Raw genomic sequence first — 17,593 nt, forward strand, 5'->3', positions numbered from 1 at the left:
GCGCCCTCAGCCGGTACCGGCCTTGTAGCCGACCCCCCGTACGGTCAAGATGATTTCCGGCCGCTCCGGATCGGGCTCGATCTTGGCGCGCAGCCGCTGCACGTGGACGTTGACCAGGCGGGTGTCGGCCGCGTGCCGGTATCCCCAGACCTGCTCGAGCAGCACCTCGCGGGTGAACACCTGGCGTGGCTTGCGGGCCAGGGCCACCAGCAGGTCGAACTCGAGCGGCGTGAGCTTGACCTCCTCGCCGTCGCGGGACACCGTGTGGGCCGGGACGTCGATGGTGATCTGGTTGCCGGGCGGCCCGATGGTCAGCATCTCGGGCGCCGCGTCCTCGCCCCGGCGCAGCCGCGCCCGCATGCGGGCCACCAGCTCCTTGGGCTTGAACGGCTTCACCACGTAGTCGTCGGCGCCCGACTCGAGGCCGAGCACCACGTCGACGGTGTCGCTCTTGGCCGTGAGCATGACGATCGGGATGCCCGACTCGCCGCGGATCGCGCGGGCCACGTCGATGCCGCTCATGCCCGGAAGCATGAGGTCGAGCAGGACGATGTCCGGACGGTTTTCCCGGAAGGCGGCCAGGGCGCGTTCACCGTCGGCGACGAACGAGGGCAGGAATCCCTCGCTGCGCAGGACGATGCCGAGCATCTCGGCCAACGCTGGGTCGTCATCGACGACGAGTACCCGGGCTCTCATGCGGTCCAATATTGCACTGTCCTCCCGAACCCCGCGTACCCCGGGGCCGATCTTGCCGGAATGCACAGGTCAGCTTAGGCCAACCGGCAAGACGGGGCGACCCCCGCGGGGGCCGCCCATACTTCACTCAGGAGCGGGGCCGGTCGAACTCCCCAGCCCTGACACCGGCAATGAAACCGGACCAATCGGTGTCGCCGAAGGCGAGCATCGGGCCCGCCGCGTCCTTCGAGTCGCGGACCAGCACGGTCGATGGAACGGTGGCAACCTCGACGCAGTGCCCGGCGGCTCCGCTTCGAGTGCTCTTACGCCAGGTGAGGTCGGCGTTCTGCATCGTGGGGGTCCCCTTCCAGGAATGATTCGCCTCCATTTCAGCTCACGAAGCGACCACCCGGCGCAGGGCTTCCTCCCTCTCAGCGATAGCCGTTCGGCTCATCTCTGCCGACAGCGCGCGTTCCCGCAGGTCAGAGAGCCCGTCCCGATAGACGTCGACGTCGGGCGGCTTCACCCGGAAGAGACCACCGGTCAGCCCTTCGATGTGCACGATCGGCGAGCGGGAGCCCGGCGCGAACTCCAGAACCATGAACGACTCGGTCATGCCGGCGTGCGCCCCGGCCGAGAACGGAAGCACGAGAAGCTCCACACCGGGCCGCTCGCTCGCCTCGACCAGCCGCGCCAGCTGCCGCCGGAGAACCTCGGGCCCGCCGACCTCGCGATGCAGCACGGCCTCGTCGAGCACGATCCGCAACAGCGGCGGCGGTTCCCGGGTCAGCACGGCCTGCCGGGCCATCCGCAGCGCCAGCCGCCGCTGGATCGTCTCGGTGTCGCCCACATCGGCGCCGACCTCGATCACGGCCCGCGCGTACTCATCGGTCTGCAACAGGCCCGGCACGATCTGCGACTCCCACTCGCTGATCGCCACGGCCTCGGCCTCCAGGGCCACATATTCGTCGTAGGGGTCGGGAACGGACGATCGGTACGGCGTCCACCAGGCCCGCGCGCGCCCCCGGCGGGCCAGTTCGCGCAGCCGGTCACGGTCCTCGACCCGTACACCGTAAAGCGTCAGCAACCGATCGAGATCGTCCTCGCTGATCCCCGTGTGCGCCGTCTCGATCCGCGACAGTTTCGACTCGGACCAGCCGAGCGCGGTCGCCACCGAGGCCGCCCTGCGCTCGCTCCGCAGTCGGCGCAGCTCGGTGCCCAGCTCACGCCGCGCCGTCGAAGTCGCCCTCGCCACGCAGTCACCATAACGGCACATCGGTCGCTGTCTGCAACTTGCATCCCACGCTATGTACTTGCATGCAGGTCAGAGGCCGTGAAGTAATAAGGGGACGAACGACGGGACCGGCAGTGGCGGCAAACGCGGCCGGACCCGAAGAGATCGAGCCCCGTCCGGCGGGCGGACGGGGCTCGACTTCGTCAATCAACCGATGCGGTACGGAATCGCCCAGGTCCCCGACCGCAGACACCGACCACCGCCCCCACGCGCCGCGAGGCCCGTCGTGGCCGGCCTCCGCGGCGCGACTCAAGCTCCTTGCCACGTCGAGCCGCCGCCGGCGCCACAAACGAGGGCTCCCGCCAGACCGGATCGGCAGCGCCGGCAGTCGCGGGGATCCGCGCCGGTCCGGACATAGCGAACGGGACGGCAGGCCTAGACCCGCCGCCCCGTTCATCCCCCCGGTTTGGTACCGCGCGCGTCCGTGGGACCCCCCGATCACCAATGACGCTGCGTGTTTATAGATTCACACTCCGCACATGCCCGTGTCAAGCAAATCCGGAAATTTCCTATTTTGGATGCTGCTGGGAGTGACACACGGTGCCGCACGGGAGCAGGTCCGAAGCTTTGTCGAGCCACGGTCCGGCTGCGCCCGGACGGTGTCGAGCTACCGCCGGGCGGCGGCGAGCTACAAGGAAGACCTGCGTGCCGGCCGAGGGGAACGAGACGGTCAGGCGGGGACGGCGGCCACGAAGACCTGGCCGGTGCCGGCGACCTTGATGTTCCCGGCGTCGGACGGGGCGAACGCCGCCGTTCCCGGAGTCAGCTCGACCGGGGTGCCGTCGACGCTCTCGCCGACGAAGACGTCGCCCGCCGTGGCCAGGATGATGCGCGGGCCGCCGACCGGAACCTCGGTCGGCGGGCGCGTGCCGTCCAGCGTGACGCGGTAGAGGACGAAGTCCGCGACCGGGACCGGCCACGTGTCCACGCCGGGCGCCACCGTATGTGCCCGCAGGATCGGGTCGTCCAGGACCTCGAAGCGCAGCACGTTCAGCAGTTCGGCCACGTCGACCCGCTTCGGGGTCAGGCCGCCGCGCAGAACGTTGTCGCTGGCCGCCATCAGCTCGACACCGGCGCCGCGCAGGTACGCGTGCAGGTTGCCGGCCGGCATCCAGATGGCTTCGCCGGGCTCGAGGCGTACGTGGTTGAGCAGAAGCGCGACCAGCACGCCCGGGTCTCCCGGGTAGTGGCCGGCCAGCGACGTGGCCAGGGCGAACGACGCCGCCTGGGTGTGGTCGGGCCCGGCCGCGCCGGCCGCCGCCACGACCGCCTCGATCAGCGCCGGGCGGTCGCCGGCGGGCCAGCTCAGCAGGGTCTCGACGGCGGAGCGCAGGTCTCCCCCGCGCAGCGCGGTCACCACCGGGTTCAGCGCCGGCACGGCGAACGCCTCGATGGCGTCGGCCGCCTTCGCCGGGTCGCGGAAGCCGCACAGGGCCTCGAACGGCGTGACGGCGACCAGCATCTCCGGCTTGTGGTTGGCGTCGGTGTAGTTCTTCGGGAGGGTGGGGTCGGCTTCCTGCTTGGCGTACGCCTGTTTCGCGTACTCCACATCGGGGTGAGCCTGCAGGGAGAGCGGGCTTTCCGCGGCCAGCACCTTCAGCAGGAACGGCAGCCGGGGCCCGAACGCCGCCTCGACCGGCTCGCCGAGCTGGGCCTTCGGGTCGGCGGCGATGAGCGCGTCCAGGGTGACCGGGCCGTCCGGGCCGGTGACCGTGGACGGGTCGCCGGGGTGGGCGCCGAGCCAGAGCTCGGCCTCGGGCCCCTCGGTGGGCGCGGGCCGGCCCTGAAGCTCGGCGATGACGGTGCGGGATCCCCAGGCGTACGGCCGGACGACCCCGGTCAACGGAAAGACGCTCATAGGGGGCAAATTACAGCATGATCATGCTGGGGTAGACGCCGTGGCGGGGCGGTAGATGTCCGGCTCGATGTAGATGACCCGGGCGATCGGCACCGCCTCGCGGATGCGCGTCTCGGTCTCGTCGATGTGGCGGGCCACCTCGTCGGCGCGCTCCGAGCTCGGCACGGCGATCTTCACCGCGACCAGCAGCTCCTCGGGGCCGAGGTGCAGCGTCTTCATGTGGATGATCCGCTCGACGCCCTCGCCGGCCAGCACCGCCTGCTCGATCTTGCGGACCGCCTCGGGGTTGGCGCCCTCGCCCAGCAGCAGGCTCTTCGTCTCGATGGCCAGCACCACCGCGATGACCACCAGCAGGGCGCCGATCAGCAGCGTGCCGATCCCGTCCCACGTACCGTCGCCGGTGATCAGGGTGAGCACCACGCCGAACAGCGCGAAGACCAGGCCGAGCAGGGCGCCGGAGTCCTCGAGCAGCACCACCGGCAGCTCGGGGGCCTTGGCCCGGCGCACGAAGTTGACCCAGGACGTCTTGCCCCGGGTGTGGTTCGACTCCTTGATCGCCGTGTAGAACGAGTACGACTCCAGGCCGATCGCCACCACCAGGACCGTGATCGGCACCCACTGCCAGGACTCGATCGGCTCCGGGTGCGAGATCTTGTGGTAGCCCTCGTACAGCGCGAACAGGCCGCCGACGCTGAAGAGCACGATCGACACGATGAACGCGTAGATGTAGCGCTCCCGGCCGAAGCCGAACGGGTGCTCCGGGGTGGCCTGCCGCTTCGACCGCTTGCCGCCGATCAGCAGCAGCAGCTGGTTGCCCGAGTCGGCAACCGAGTGGATCGACTCCGCGAGCATCGACGAGGAGCTGGTGAGCAGCCACGCCACGAACTTCGTGACCGCGATGCCCAGGTTGGCGGTCAACGCCGCCAGAATTGCTTTGGTGCCACCCTCTGCACTCACTGAATAGCCTCGGGCATCGGGTTCGACAACTCCTTCATCTCGCTGATCGCCGGCACGGCCATCGGGTCGAGACCGTGCGCCAGAGCAAGATACAGCGACGCGAAGTCGGGCACCGAGGTGAGCGAGGCGAGCCGCTCCAGGGTCGAGCCGCCCTCGGCGGTCAGCACGTCGCAGCGCACGCCGCGGCGCTCGGCCAGGGTCTGCACCGCGTCGGCCCGGCGCTCCTCGACCGCCACCGGCTCGTCCGCGTCGTCCTCGGGGTTGAGGCCGCCGTCGCGGAAGACGACCAGGCGCAGGCGGGTCGCGTCCGCCGTGTCCTCGGCCTCGTCCGGGTCGGCGAAGATGTCGCGCGACGACTCGGCCAGGCCGCCGAACACGCCGTCGAGCAGGCCCACCCGGCCCCGGCCGGCCTCGCCCAGGGCGCCGGCCATCACCGGGTAGCGGGCGTTGGCGGCCAGGGTGTCGGCGAACCGGCGGGCGGCCACGGTGGCCAGCGGCGACGAGCCCCAGACGATCGGGATCGAGCCGGCCAGGCCGAGCGCGAGCTCCTTGGCCGGGTTGACGAACGAGTCGGCGCCGGGGCGGCAGCGTTCGGCGTCGGCGTCGAGCCGGGTCGCGGTCTCGGCCAGGTCGGCCTCGGTCACCTTGACCAGGCCGATGGCCCGGGCGGCGAGCAGCACCGGCACGGTCAGGCCCCACAGGCTGGCCCGGGCCGGTGCGCGGCGCGGCACCGGGATGAACGGCGCGCGGGCGCGCGCGGCCACCGCCTCGAGCTCGGAGTCGGGGTTGCCGATGGCGACCAGGCGGGCGCCCCGGCGGGCGGCCGCGTCGGCCGCGGCCAGCGCCTCGGGGCTGCGGCCGGAGGCGGAGACGGCGATGACCACGTCGGCCGCGCCGACCCAGCCGGGCACGCCGGCGCTGCGGTGGCCGATGATCGGCACCGGGCAGCGGGGGCCGGCCACCGTGGCCAGAATGTTGCCGGTGAGCCCGGCCGTGCCGATGCCGGCGACGACGACCGCGCGGGGGCGGCCCTCGTCGATCAGCACGGTCAGGTCGGTCTCGGCGGCCAGCGCGGCCGACTCGCGCACCTGCGCGCCGGCCGACGCCGTGGCCCGCAGCATGCCGCCCGGGTCGTTGGCGAGCATCGCCTTTTCGTCGTCGAGCAGTCTCTCGTCGGCGTGCCGGTGCCCGTGGACCCCGGCCGCGCCCTCCAGCGGGCCCGCCATCAGGAGGCACCGCCCTGCGGCTCGCGAGCCTCGTCGAGCAGGAGGACCGGGATGTCGTCCCGGACCTCGAAGACGCGCCCGCACTCGGTGCATGTGAGGGTCTGCGCACCAGCGTCGTACGTCAACGGCGCGTGATGCGTGTCCGGGCAGGCCAGGATGTCCAGCAACTGCGGATCGAGGGCCACCGAACGGCTCCTTTTGTCGCGGAGGGCTGTCGAACCTCCAGATCCTATCCGCGAACGACGGCGAGCACTTCGTCGCGCAGGGATGCCATGCGGTCGGGCTTGGCGGCCTCGACGTTCAGGCGCAGCAGCGGCTCCGTGTTGGACGCTCGCAGGTTGAACCAGGCGCCGTCGGGCAGGGTGACGGTGAGGCCGTCGAGCGTGTCGAACTGGGCGCCGGCGAAGGCCTCGCGTACCGCCTTGATCCGGGCCTGGGCGTCGTCGACCGTGGAGTTGATCTCACCGGAGGCCGAGTAGCGCTCGAACTCGGCGGCGAACTCGGACAGCGGGCGGCTCTGGCCGCCGAGCGCGGCCAGGACGTGCATCGCGGCCAGCATGCCGGTGTCGGCGAACCAGAAGTCGCGGAAGTAGTAGTGGGCCGAGTGCTCGCCGCCGAAGATCGCGTTGGTGCGGGCCATCTCGGCCTTGATGAACGAGTGGCCGACCCGGCTGCGGACCGGGTTGCCGCCGTTCTCCGTGATGATCTCGGGCACCGCGGCCGAGGTGATCAGGTTGTAGATGACCGTGCTGCCCGGGAACTTGGCCAGCTCCCGCTTGGCGACCAGCGCGGTGATCGCCGACGGCGAGACCGGGTCGCCCTTCTCGTCGATGATGAAGCAGCGGTCGGCGTCGCCGTCGAAGGCCACCCCGATGTCGGCGCCCTGCTCCCGGATGGCCCGCTGGAGGTCGACCAGGTTGGCCGGGTCGAGCGGGTTGGCCTCGTGGTTGGGGAACGAGCCGTCGAGTTCGAAGTAGAGCGGGACGATCTCGAGCGGCAGCGCGGGCAGCACCTGGTCGCCCAGGACGGCCGGCACCGTGTAGCCGCCCATGCCGTTGCCGGCGTCCACGATCACCTTGAGCGGCCGGATGCCGGACAGGTCGACCAGCGAGCGCAGGTGGGCCGCGTAGTCGGCCAGCAGGTCGCGGTTCTCCACCTCGGACGGGCCGTCCGCCTCGGCGTTCAGGTCGTCGAGCAGTTGTTCGGCGCGGCGGCGGACGACGGCCAGGCCGCTGTCCTGCCCGACCGGCCGGGCGCCGGCCCGGCACATCTTGATGCCGTTGTACTTCGCCGGGTTGTGGCTGGCGGTGAACATGGCGCCGGGCAGGCCGAGCGAGCCGGACGCGTAGTAGAGCTCGTCGGTCGAGGCCAGCCCGACGTTGATCACGGCGGCGCCGCTGGCGTTGGCGCCGCGGGCGAAGGCGGCGACCAGGCCGGGGCCGGACTCACGCATGTCGTGCGCGACGACGATCTGGTCGGCGTCGTCGCCGGACTCGCGGAGCATCTCGATGAAGGCCGTGCCGATGGCCCGGGCCGTTCGCTCGTCGAACTGATCGGGGACGGTGCCGCGAACGTCGTACGCCTTGATGATGCCGGACAGATCGGACACTGCTCCCCCTGCTCCTTTGATGACCCGCCGAGAGTAGCCGAGCCGGATGTCCGAAAAGCCAGAACCACGCGGCGCCACCGTTACGAGTGGAGCTTGTCGTCCGGCGTGATGCGGGTCACGATGATGGTGTCCCTGGAGGTGCCCCGTGGCCAACCCCTGGCTTGCCCTCGACACCGGCACCGACCCCGCCGAGCGCATCCGGCAGGTCGGGCGCGCCCACGAGCGATTCGTGGGCGGGGAAAAGACGGCGAACGGGATCCGGCCGGTGGTGGCCGAGTCGTGGCGCCGGTCGGCCGTGGCCCTGCCGAGCGCGGACAGCACGGCGCCGATCGAGCTCGGCGACCGCGAGCTGGAGGCCTACCGGGCGGCCCACCCCCTGACCCGGGTCATGCCGATCTTCCGCGACCTGCTGGGCGGCTTGGCCGAGGACGGCGAACATCTGATGGCGGTCTGCGACGCGTACGGCCGGCTCCTCTGGGTCGAGGGCACCGCCAGCATGCTGCGCGGCGCCGAGCGGATGAACTTCGTGCCGGGCGCCCGCTGGGACGAGGCGCACGCCGGCACGAACGCGCCGGGCACCGCCCTGGCCGTCGACCACCCGCTGCAGATCTTCGCGACCGAGCACTTCAGCCGGCCGGTCCAGCGCTGGACCTGCGCGGCCGCCCCGATCCACGATCCGGCGACCGGTGGGCTGCTGGGCGCGATCGACGTGACCGGCGGCGACCATCTGGCCAACCCGCACAGCCTGGCCCTGGTGCGGGCGACGGCGCTGGCCGCCGAGGCCTACCTGCGAGGTCATTCCACGGCCAAGGCGACGGCCGGTACGGTCACCGCGCTGGGCCGCAACGAGGCGCTGCTCAGCTTCGGCGGGCGCCGGTGGCGGCTCGGCCGCCGGCATTCCGAGCTGCTCGTGCTGCTGCTGGCCCGCCCCGAGGGCAGCACCGGCGAGGAACTGGGCTTCGAGCTCTACGGCGACGAGATCAACCCGGTCACCGTACGGGCCGAGCTGTCCCGCCTGCGCCGCACGCTCGGCCCCGAACTGATGGAGTCGCGCCCCTACCGCCTGCGCGCCGAGCTGACGGCCGACTTCCGCAGCGTGCTGGGCCTCCTGCGAGCCAGGAACGTCGAGGAGGCGTTGCGTCAGTACGCGGGTCCGCTGCTCCCCGGCTCGGAGGCGCCCGGCGTGGTGCGCCTCCGCCGGCTCGTCGACGGCCAGCTGCGATCGGCCGTGCTGAACAGTGGCGACGCCGAACTGCTGCGGGCCTGGCTCAACTCGGCGTGGGGATCCGACGATCTGGCCGTCTGGGAGGCGTACGCCAAGGTCTCGCCCTTGAACCCCCTGGCCACCGCCCGCATCCGCGAGCTGACAGCCGAGTACGGACTGCGCCCGCCGGTGACGAGGGCTCCGAAAATGTCGAGGCGAAGCTGAGGGCATTTTCGGCGCCCCCGTCACCGGCCCCTCGGGGCGCGGTCCCCGCGAGCCGGAGGCGACGCCGGCGAGCACAGCTTGCAACGTTCTCGCAACGTCGGCGTAACTAGGTTCGCCCGTACCCCAGCAGGTACGGAGGCAGTCCATGACCGTGTACGCCGCGCCCAACACCGACGGCGCCATCGTCGACTACGAGTCCCGGTACGACCACTTCATCGGCGGCGAATACGTCCCGCCGGCCAAGGGCCAATACTTCACCAACCCGTCGCCGGTCACCGGCCAGGACTTCTGCGAGATCGCCCGGGGCACCGCCGAGGACGTCGAGAGGGCGCTCGACGCCGCGCACGGCGCCGCCGACGCGTGGGGCCGCACCTCGGCCGCCGAACGGGCCAACATCCTCAACAAGATCGCCGACCGGATGGAGGCGAACCTCGAGAAGCTCGCCGTGGCCGAGGCGTGGGAGAACGGCAAGCCGGTCCGCGAGACCCTGGCCGCCGACATCCCGCTGGCGATCGACCACTTCCGCTACTTCGCCGGCGCCATCCGGGCCCAGGAGGGCACCGCGGGCGAGATCGACGACGACACCGTGGCCTACCACTTCCACGAGCCGCTGGGCGTGGTCGCCCAGATCATCCCGTGGAACTTCCCGATCCTGATGGCGGTCTGGAAGCTCGCCCCGGCCCTGGCCGCCGGCAACGCGGTCGTGCTCAAGCCGGCCGAGCAGACCCCCGCCTCCATCCACTACTGGATGTCGCTGATCGCCGACCTGCTCCCGCCGGGCGTGGTCAACATCGTCAACGGGTTCGGCGTCGAGGCCGGCAAGCCGCTCGCCTCGTCCAACCGGGTCGCCAAGGTCGCGTTCACCGGCGAGACCACCACGGGCCGGCTGATCATGCAGTACGCCTCGGAGAACCTGATCCCGGTCACCCTCGAGCTGGGCGGCAAGAGCCCGAACATCTTCTTCGAGGACGTCAGCCGCCTCGACGACGACTTCTACGACAAGTCGCTCGAGGGCTTCTCGATGTTCGCGCTCAACCAGGGCGAGGTCTGCACCTGCCCGTCGCGGGCGCTCATCCAGCAGAGCATCTACCCCGACTTCCTGGCCGCCGGCGTGAAGCGGGTCGAGAACCTCAAGCAGGGCAACCCGCTCGACACCGACACCCAGGTCGGCGCGCAGGCCTCCAACGACCAGCTCGAGAAGATCCTGTCGTACCTGGACATCGGCCGTCAGGAGGGCGCCAAGGCGCTGACCGGCGGGGCCCGGGCCGACCTGGGCGGCAACCTGTCCGGCGGCTACTACGTCCAGCCCACGATCTTCGAGGGCAACAACGCCATGCGGATCTTCCAGGAGGAGATCTTCGGGCCGGTCGTCTCGGTGACGTCGTTCGCCGACTACGCCGACGCCATCAAGATCGCCAACGACACGCTGTACGGCCTGGGCGCCGGCGTGTGGACCCGCGACATCAACCTCGCCTACCGGGCCGGGCGGGCGATCAAGGCCGGTCGGGTGTGGACCAACGCGTACCACCTCTACCCGGCGCACGCCGCGTTCGGTGGCTACAAGCAGTCCGGCATCGGCCGCGAGAACCACAAGATGATGCTGGACCACTACCAGCAGACGAAGAACCTTCTGGTCTCGTACAGCCCGAAGGCCATGGGCTTCTTCTAAGCCATGCCGGCCACCCGAGTAGACGTGACCCCCGCGGCCGCCGACATGATGCGGCGGCTGCGGGGACAGCACGGCCCGTTGATGTTCCACCAGTCCGGCGGGTGCTGCGACGGCAGCTCACCCATGTGCTACCTCGACGGCGAGTTCCGCACCGGCCAGTCCGACGTTCTGCTCGAATCACTGAAGATCGAGGGCGTCGACGAGCCGATCACGTTCTGGATGTCGTCCTCGCAGTTCGAGCTCTGGAAGCACACCCATCTGACGGTGGACGTGGTCCCCGGGCGCGGTTCCGGCTTCTCGCTGGAGGCGCCCGAGGGCGTACGGTTCCTGATCCGTTCCCGCCTGCTCACCTCGGAGGAACTGGCCGAACTCTCGTCGTGATCCCCCCAGCTCGGGGCCGGGCCGTCCGTGCGGTCCGGCCCCGTCCTTGATCCCCGGGCCTTGCCGGCACGTACTTCACTGTGTCGTTTGGGCCGGATCACAGAGGACGAGTGTGCCGAACTTCCGTAACCGGGCGTATGCCAGCCTCCGAGACATGCGAAAAACCTTCAGCCGCCTAGCTCCTGTACGCGCCGTGGCCGGCCGGGTCCTCGCTGTCATCGGCCACGTCCTTGCCCGCGCGGACAAATGGCTTATATCGCTGTTATTCGGGGCTGATCGACCTACTGCCGCGTCATCAGATCGTGCCGAAAGCGCCGTAGATGTAGCGGATCGCCCCTCGAACCCGGCACCGTCGGAGGACGCCAGGTTCGGGGAGGTTGTGATGCGGATGTCGCGCGCCAGGAAGGCCGTGCTGCTCGGTGTGGTGGTGATCGCGGTGGGCCTGACGGGCCGGGCCGCCGCCCAGTCCACACCCGAGGAGCCGGTCGCGGCGCCGGCGGCGTCCCCCTCGGTCCCGGCCGTCAGCCCCAAGCCCAAGCCGCCGTCCAAGGCCCCGGTGCCGCACAAACCACCGAAGGGCATACCCACCGGCAAGAGCGTTTCGTACGCCGGGGGCCCGGCCGGCAGCCGCACGATGACCGGGTCCAAGGGGATCGCGCTGACCTTCGACGACGGCCCCGACCCGGCGACCACGCCGCAGCTGCTGAAGATGCTCAAGCAGCAGCACGTCAAGGCCACCTTCTGCCTGGTCGGCCAGAACGCGGCCAAGTTCCCGAACCTGGTACGCCAGATCGCCGCCGACGGTCACACCCTCTGCAACCACACCTGGGACCACAGCCTGAAGATCGGCAAGGACCCCGAGGCCAAGATCCGCAGCGACCTGGCCCGCACCAACAACGCCATCCTGCGAGCGGTGCCGACCGCGAAGGTCAAATACTTCCGCGCCCCGGGCGGCAACTTCACGCCCCGGCTGGTGTCGGTGGCCAACAAGCTGCACATGTCGTCGATCTACTGGAAGCTCGACCCGCGCGACTGGGACCACAAGAAGGGCGAGTCGTCGTCGGCCCACCGGGCCCGCGTCATCTCCTCGATCAGGAAGCACGCCCACCCCGGGTCGATCATCCTGTCCCACGACTACGCGCAGCCGGACACCATCGCCGCGTACCGCACTCTCCTGCCGTACCTCCGCAAGCGTTATCAGCTGATCGCCCTGCCCTGATCGACTGCCCTGATACCGGGCTGGGCGGTCAGTGACTGGGCGGTCAGTGACTGGGCGGGATGACGCGCAGGTGGCCCCGGCGGCCGGTCTGGTGGCCGGGGGTGTCCTGCTCGTCGGTGCGCGGGGGTGGCGCGGCCGGGCGGGCCGCCTCGCGGACGGCGTCGGCCAGGGCGACCAGGTCGTCGGTGGTGGGAGGCGGCGGGGCGAAATCGCCGTCGTGGCGGACCAGATCCCAGCCTCGGGGGGCGGTGAGGCTGCGGGCGTGCGGCTCGCACAGGTCGTACGTGTGTGGCTCGGCGAACGCCGCCAGGGGGCCCACTACGGCGGTCGAATCGCTGTAGACGTAGGTCAGCGTGGCGACCGCCTGTCGGGGACAGCCGTTCCGGGAGCAGCGCCGTGGTGACCTCACGGCGGCACGTTATCGCCCCGACGGGCCGCAGGGGCGCGGAAGGGCCGCGACACGCCGACTCACGATGCATCACGATTCGGCGATGCCGGGCAGACACGCCGCCCCCGATGGGGCGAATTCGGGCACGACACGCTTGTGACGCGGCCTGGGGGCCTGTCACCCCGCCGGAGGACTAGAGTTGTCCGGTGACCACCAGCCCCGAACGCAGCCGCAGCGAACCGGCGCGCTCGCCCCGCCGAGCCGGCCCGGGCCATCCCGCCCGGCGGGACAGGCATGGGCGCGGCCTGCGGGGGCGCCTGGTGCCGGCGACCGTCCCGCTGGCCCGTACCAAGGCCGAGATCTTCGACGACCTCGTGCTCGACACCGTCGAGGGCCTTGAGCGGCGTTATGCGAAAGAGCTCGCCGGCGTCGAGTTCGCCGTCGAGGACGTGCCGCCCGAGCTGAACGTCTACGACTCCGACGTGCTCGAGGACGGCGAGGTGCCACTGGCTCGCCTGCTTCCCGGCCGCCCCGGCCGGCAGGAGCTCCCCCCACGGATCGTGCTCTACCGGCGGCCGCTGGAATTCCGGGCGATGGACCGTGAGGACCTCGCCGACCTCGTCCACGATGTGATCATCGAGCAGGTAGCCAACCTGCTCGGAGTGGACCCTGACGAGCTCTCTTAGGCAACCCGTCGCTTGAGCTTGCGGCGTTCCCGCTCGGACAGTCCACCCCAGATGCCGAAGCGTTCGTCATGACCCAGCGCGTATTCCAGGCACTCGGCCTTGACCTCGCAGCGGCCGCAGATCCTCTTTGCCTCCCGGGTGGACCCACCCTTCTCCGGGAAGAAGGCCTCCGGGTCGGTCTGCGAACACAGCGCCCGTTCCTGCCACTCGGGCGCGTCCCCGAGCAGGTCGACCCCTTCAACCTGCGCTTCCATCGGCGTGCCTCCCAATTTCCGCACCGGCAGCGATGCCGGCGCTGACCCCCCACGCACGCAGCGTGTTTTTTGTGAGCCGCCTACGCATTTGCGGCGTCGCAGCCCACAACCCCACCGAAATTACACGCGTGTAAGACGTGCGTCGTCAAGCCGAACCTGATAAATAGGCCCGTTTCCCCGGCGCGCCTTCGGCGCGTCGTGGTCCCGTTCCTGCCCTATCTCTCCGAAGCCCCGGTTGGTAACGCGTCCTCGGCCACACGAGTCCAATTTAACCCGATTTGTGACCTATCGTCGACCGTAGGTCGTCGTCCGCTCCACCGCAGGCCGTCCGGCCGTCGCGGCCAGTTCCTTCAATTCGGCGACCGTACGCGCCGAACCGTGCTCAGAACCCGCCATTCGGGAGATCGTTTCCTCCATCAGGGTGCCACCGAGATCGTTGCAACCGCCGTTGAGCATTTCTCGCGTTCCGTCGTCGCCGAGTTTCACCCATGAGCATTGGATGTTGTCGATCCGGCCGTGCAGCAGAATACGGGCCATCGCGTGCACGACCCGGTTCTCCCGCCAGGTGGGACCCGCTTTTGCGATACCGGCCAGATAGATCGGCGCGTTGGTGTGGATGAACGGCAACGCCACGAACTCGGTGAAGCCGCCTGTCACATCCTGGATGCCGGCCAGCACCCGGAAATGGCCCAGCCACTGCCGGGGGTGATCGACATGGCCGTACATCATGGTCGAACTCGACCTGACGCCCACCTGGTGCGCGGTGGTCACGACGTCGACCCAGGCGCTCGCCGGCAGCTTGCCCTTGGTCAGCACCCAGCGCACGTCGTCGTCCAGGATCTCGGCGGCCGTGCCGGGGATGGTGCCGAGGCCGGCGTCGCGCAGGTCGGTCAGCCACTCGCGCACGGAGACGCCGGCCTTGGCGGCGGCGGTGACGATCTCCATCGGTGAGTACGCGTGAACGTGCATCCCAGGAACCCGCTGCTTGACCGCGCGGACCAGGTCGGCGTACGCGGTCACGGGCATCTTCGGATCGATGCCGCCCTGCATGCAGACCTCGGACGCGCCGTCCTGCCAGGCCTGCTCGGCCCGGTCGGCGACCTGGTCGACCGAGAGGCGGTAGGCGTCGGCGTCCTTCTCCCGCTGGGCGAAAGCGCAGAACCGGCAGCCCACGTAGCAGACGTTCGTGAAGTTGATGTTCCGGTTCACCACGTACGTGATGTCGTCGCCGTTGACGTGCTTGCGCAGGTCGTCGGCGATACGGGCCAGCTCGTCGAGGGCCGGGCCGTCGGCGTTGAACAGCGCCATCGCCTCGTCGTCGTGCTCCTTCTCGAGAAGCGCGGCCGGGTTTTCCGAGGCGAGCTTGAGGCCCTTGATCACGTCGCTGTCGAGCGTGGTGCGGGTGTCGGTGGTGACGTGGGCCGCCACCTCGTTCCAGTCGCCGTAGACGTCGTCGAAGTCGGAGCGGCGATCGCTCGTACGCCCATCGGTGTCGATCGTGGCGAAAAGATCGGTGCGCCCTTCGCCGTACGCGTCGTCGGGCTCCTGCCATGGAAGTCCCTCGGGGCTTTTGTCCAGAGCGAGCCCATCCCTGTCCGCCAGCGCGGCCACATGGGCCGCCAGCCGCGGGTCGAGCCAGCCCTCGGCGCCCCGGCGGACGTACTCCGGGTAGATCGTCAAGCGCTCTCGGAGCACAAATCCGGCGTCGGCCGATTTTTCGCGAAGAAGCTCGATCTGCGGCCAGGGGCGCTCAGGATTGACATGGTCGGGGGTGACCGGGGAGACGCCGCCCCAGTCGTCGATGCCGGCCCGCAGCAGCAGCGAGAACTCGCTGTCGATCAGGTTGGGCGGCGCCTGCACCCGGGCCCGCGGGCCCATGATGATCCGGCCCACCGCCACCGTCGCCGCCAGCTCCCGCAGCTCGGCGTCGGGCATCCCGCGCATCGCCGTGTCCGGCTTGGCGCGGAAGTTCTGGATGATGATCTCTTGGATGTGGCCGTACTCGCGGGCCGCCCGGCGCATCGCGAAGATGGCGTCCACCCGCTCGGCCCGGGTCTCGCCGATGCCGATCAGGATGCCGGTGGTGAACGGCACGCCGACCCGGCCGGCGTCGTCGAGCACCCGCAGGCGCACGGCCGGCTCCTTGTCGGGCGAGCCGTAGTGCGGGCCGCCCTTCTCCGACCAGAGGCGGGTCGCCGTGGTCTCGAGCATCATGCCCATGCTGGGCGCCACCGGCTTGAGGCGCTGCAACTCGGCCCAGCTCATCACGCCGGGGTTGAGGTGGGGCAGCAGCCCGGTCTCCTCCAGCACGGCGATCGCCACCGACCGCACGTAGTCGAGCGTCGAGTCGTACCCGCGCTCGTCGAGCCACTGCCGGGCCGCCGGCCAGCGCTCCTCGGGGCGGTCGCCCAGCGTGAACAGCGCTTCCTTGCAGCCCTGGGCGGCGCCCTCGCGGGCGATCGCCAGGACCTCGTCACGCTCCAGGAAAGCGGCCGGCAACCGGTGCGGCACCGTGGCGAAGGTGCAGTAGTGGCACCGGTCGCGGCAGAGCCGGGTCAACGGAATGAAGACCTTGCGGGAGTACGTGACGACGCCCGGCCGCCCGGCCTCGCGCAGGCCCGCGTCGCGGATGCCGCCGGCGAGAGCCAGCAGCTCGTCGAACTGCTCACCGGTCGCGGCCAGCAAGGCGGCCGCCTCCTCGGCATCGACGGCCTTGCCGTCGGCGGCCCGGCGCAGCGCGCGTTTGATCTGCGCCTCGGTCGGCACCGGCTCGGTGGGCGTGATGCTGATATTGGCTACTGCCGCGTTGACCTCGACCACCAGAGCAGCCTAGGCCGGAATTCTTTCGGCTGCCCCAGCGGTGCCCGGGCGCGCGCAGTGGGATAGGACACGACGCCCGGGCGGAACGGTCCTTACCGGCGGGGCGGGTCCTGGTCGGCCGGCCCGAACCCGGGACGGTCATCGGGGATCTTCTCGGTGCGATCCTCCCCGGCCGGGGCCGGCCCGGACGTGGGCGGCACCACCTGGGTCGGCTCGGCGAAGGAGGCGGGCGGGGCGGACGTGGGCGAGCCCGGCGTGGACGGCGTGGACGGCGTGGGCGGCGTGGGCGGCACCACCTGGGTCGGCTCAGCGAAGGAGCTGGGCGCGGCGGGCGGGGCTGACGCGGGCGGGGCCGGCGGGAAGCCGGGTGCGGGCGCGCCCGAGGCCGGGATCGGGACGGCCGGCTGGTTCCAGGCGGGCGGCTGCGGCTGGCCGTACACCGGCTGGCCGTAAGGAGCGGCGCCCGGCGGGGGCGGGTAACCGCCCGGCGCGGGCGCGCCCGGGTACTGCCCGCCCGGGTGCGGCGGGTAGCCCGGCTGCCCCGGGGGTGGCCCGTAACCGGGCTGGCCGGGGAACGTGCCCGGCTGGTTGTACTGCGGGTTTCCGTACACACCGGGCTGGGGCTTGGGCTTTGCCGCCTGGAACAGTCCCTGCCAGACGCGGAACACCGCGTAGGCCGCGACGCCGAAGACGCCGAGCCAGGCCAGGCGGACCAGCAGTTCCTCGAACGCGGCCCGGGCGCCGCTGTTGCTCGCCACGTTGATCAGGCCGATCAGGAAGCCGAAGAGCACCCCGAACACGGCCATCACCGCGTACTCCACCAGGGCGGCCACGACGACCAGCCGGGCCTTGGGGTGACGCGGTTTCACCAGCAGCGCCAGCAGCACGGCGGCGAGCGGGAAGAAGATCGTCGTCAGGTTGACGAAGTCGCCGAAGCTGCCCTGTGTACGCAGGCCGAACCCGAGGCCGCTGTCCGGGATCAGCCGGACGACCGCTACGAAGAGCAACAGCGCGGGCACGCCCACGAGCGCGTACACCGCGATGTCGCGCAGCGGGCGCAGGAACTCGAGGGCGGACTTGCCGTCCGTAGGGGGCTGCGGTGGGCTGGTCACGGGTACTCCCTGAACG

The 17,593-nt window shown here is 70.7% G+C and carries 17 protein-coding genes; 5 read left to right on the forward strand and 12 right to left on the reverse strand.

The genetic code is table 11. The features are described 5' to 3' along the window. Positions 1-6 precede the first annotated feature (6 nt). The 8 genes from mtrA to AB0C26_RS10435 all read right to left on the reverse strand — a co-directional run bounded on the left by mtrA (position 7) and on the right by AB0C26_RS10435 (position 7,619). On the reverse strand, positions 7-696 hold the full coding sequence (gene mtrA, locus AB0C26_RS10400) for an MtrAB system response regulator MtrA (protein WP_360244843.1): 690 nt from the start codon (positions 694-696) through the stop codon (positions 7-9). 127 nt (positions 697-823) lie between these two features. Further along, the gene (locus tag AB0C26_RS10405) at positions 824-1,027 is read right to left on the reverse strand and encodes a DUF397 domain-containing protein (RefSeq protein ID WP_360244847.1); all 204 of its coding nucleotides are present in this window, start codon (positions 1,025-1,027) and stop codon (positions 824-826) included. Between the two features lie 42 nt (positions 1,028-1,069). Then, complete coding sequence (locus AB0C26_RS10410; protein WP_360244850.1) at positions 1,070-1,930, reverse strand: helix-turn-helix transcriptional regulator; 861 nt, start codon at positions 1,928-1,930, stop codon at positions 1,070-1,072. Positions 1,931-2,639: 709 nt separating this feature from the next. Beyond that, positions 2,640-3,827: a mannose-6-phosphate isomerase, class I gene (gene manA / locus AB0C26_RS10415; protein WP_360244853.1), complete on the reverse strand. Its 1,188-nt coding sequence runs from the start codon at positions 3,825-3,827 to the stop codon at positions 2,640-2,642. 21 nt (positions 3,828-3,848) lie between these two features. Beyond that, positions 3,849-4,784 carry a cation diffusion facilitator family transporter gene (locus AB0C26_RS10420; protein WP_360244856.1) on the reverse strand — a complete coding sequence of 312 codons (936 nt, stop codon included), beginning with the start codon at positions 4,782-4,784 and terminating at the stop codon, positions 3,849-3,851. Then, positions 4,781-6,010, reverse strand: a complete 1,230-nt coding sequence (locus AB0C26_RS10425) for an SIS domain-containing protein (protein ID WP_360244859.1) — start codon at positions 6,008-6,010, stop codon at positions 4,781-4,783. The genes AB0C26_RS10420 and AB0C26_RS10425 overlap by 4 nt, the downstream gene beginning before the upstream one ends. Next, positions 6,010-6,195, reverse strand: a complete 186-nt coding sequence (locus AB0C26_RS10430; RefSeq protein ID WP_097319345.1) for a Trm112 family protein — start codon at positions 6,193-6,195, stop codon at positions 6,010-6,012. Before AB0C26_RS10430 ends, AB0C26_RS10425 begins: the two co-directional genes overlap by 1 nt. 44 nt (positions 6,196-6,239) lie before the next feature. Further along, entirely contained in the window at positions 6,240-7,619 is a 1,380-nt protein-coding gene (locus tag AB0C26_RS10435; RefSeq protein WP_360244862.1) for a phosphomannomutase/phosphoglucomutase, read from the reverse strand. Between the two features lie 145 nt (positions 7,620-7,764). On the opposite strand from AB0C26_RS10435, the gene AB0C26_RS10440 reads away from it, so the two are divergent. The 4 genes from AB0C26_RS10440 (at position 7,765) to AB0C26_RS10455 (ending at position 12,317) form a co-directional block, all read left to right on the forward strand. Next, entirely contained in the window at positions 7,765-9,048 is a 1,284-nt protein-coding gene (locus AB0C26_RS10440) for a GAF domain-containing protein (protein ID WP_360244865.1), read from the forward strand. 145 nt (positions 9,049-9,193) lie between these two features. After that, positions 9,194-10,717, forward strand: a complete 1,524-nt coding sequence (gene adh, locus AB0C26_RS10445; protein WP_360244868.1) for an aldehyde dehydrogenase — start codon at positions 9,194-9,196, stop codon at positions 10,715-10,717. Positions 10,718-10,720: 3 nt separating this feature from the next. Then, positions 10,721-11,098 (forward strand): DUF779 domain-containing protein, encoded by a 378-nt coding sequence (locus AB0C26_RS10450; protein WP_360244871.1) that lies wholly within the window; start codon positions 10,721-10,723, stop codon positions 11,096-11,098. 382 nt (positions 11,099-11,480) lie between these two features. Continuing rightward, the gene (locus AB0C26_RS10455; protein WP_360244874.1) at positions 11,481-12,317 is read left to right on the forward strand and encodes a polysaccharide deacetylase family protein; all 837 of its coding nucleotides are present in this window, start codon (positions 11,481-11,483) and stop codon (positions 12,315-12,317) included. A 43-nt stretch (positions 12,318-12,360) separates the two neighbouring features. Here AB0C26_RS10455 and AB0C26_RS10460 read toward each other — a convergent pair whose 3' ends face one another. Beyond that, positions 12,361-12,726, reverse strand: a complete 366-nt coding sequence (locus AB0C26_RS10460; RefSeq protein ID WP_360244877.1) for a DUF3499 domain-containing protein — start codon at positions 12,724-12,726, stop codon at positions 12,361-12,363. A 299-nt stretch (positions 12,727-13,025) separates the two neighbouring features. Here AB0C26_RS10460 and AB0C26_RS10465 point away from each other — a divergent pair, with 299 nt between their 5' ends. Continuing rightward, entirely contained in the window at positions 13,026-13,391 is a 366-nt protein-coding gene (locus AB0C26_RS10465; RefSeq protein ID WP_203773585.1) for a metallopeptidase family protein, read from the forward strand. On the opposite strand, the gene AB0C26_RS10470 is transcribed toward AB0C26_RS10465, so the two are convergent. From AB0C26_RS10470 to AB0C26_RS10480, 3 genes are all read right to left on the reverse strand, one after another. Continuing rightward, the gene (locus AB0C26_RS10470) at positions 13,388-13,645 is read right to left on the reverse strand and encodes a WhiB family transcriptional regulator (RefSeq protein WP_014688021.1); all 258 of its coding nucleotides are present in this window, start codon (positions 13,643-13,645) and stop codon (positions 13,388-13,390) included. The two genes, AB0C26_RS10465 and AB0C26_RS10470, sit on opposite strands and share 4 nt — an antisense overlap. A 285-nt stretch (positions 13,646-13,930) precedes the next feature. Next, positions 13,931-16,465 (reverse strand): bifunctional FO biosynthesis protein CofGH, encoded by a 2,535-nt coding sequence (locus tag AB0C26_RS10475; protein ID WP_360244879.1) that lies wholly within the window; start codon positions 16,463-16,465, stop codon positions 13,931-13,933. Between the two features lie 92 nt (positions 16,466-16,557). Continuing rightward, on the reverse strand, positions 16,558-17,577 hold the full coding sequence (locus tag AB0C26_RS10480) for a hypothetical protein (protein ID WP_360244882.1): 1,020 nt from the start codon (positions 17,575-17,577) through the stop codon (positions 16,558-16,560). Positions 17,578-17,593: the final 16 nt, after the last annotated feature.

The organism is Actinoplanes sp. NPDC048796 (assembly GCF_040650035.1).
GTDB lineage: Bacteria > Actinomycetota > Actinomycetes > Mycobacteriales > Micromonosporaceae > Actinoplanes.

Bases quoted from the DNA above. Each gene is read 5' to 3' on its own strand.
- mtrA (WP_360244843.1), bottom strand. From the start codon at position 696: ATGAGAGCCCGGGTACTCGTCGTCGATGACGACCCAGCGTTGGCCGAG.
- AB0C26_RS10405 (WP_360244847.1), bottom strand. From the start codon at position 1,027: ATGCAGAACGCCGACCTCACCTGGCGTAAGAGCACTCGAAGCGGAGCC.
- manA (WP_360244853.1), bottom strand. From the start codon at position 3,827: ATGAGCGTCTTTCCGTTGACCGGGGTCGTCCGGCCGTACGCCTGGGGA.
- AB0C26_RS10425 (WP_360244859.1), bottom strand. From the start codon at position 6,010: ATGGCGGGCCCGCTGGAGGGCGCGGCCGGGGTCCACGGGCACCGGCAC.
- adh (WP_360244868.1), top strand. From the start codon at position 9,194: ATGACCGTGTACGCCGCGCCCAACACCGACGGCGCCATCGTCGACTAC.
- AB0C26_RS10450 (WP_360244871.1), top strand. From the start codon at position 10,721: ATGCCGGCCACCCGAGTAGACGTGACCCCCGCGGCCGCCGACATGATG.
- AB0C26_RS10455 (WP_360244874.1), top strand. From the start codon at position 11,481: ATGCGGATGTCGCGCGCCAGGAAGGCCGTGCTGCTCGGTGTGGTGGTG.
- AB0C26_RS10470 (WP_014688021.1), bottom strand. From the start codon at position 13,645: ATGGAAGCGCAGGTTGAAGGGGTCGACCTGCTCGGGGACGCGCCCGAG.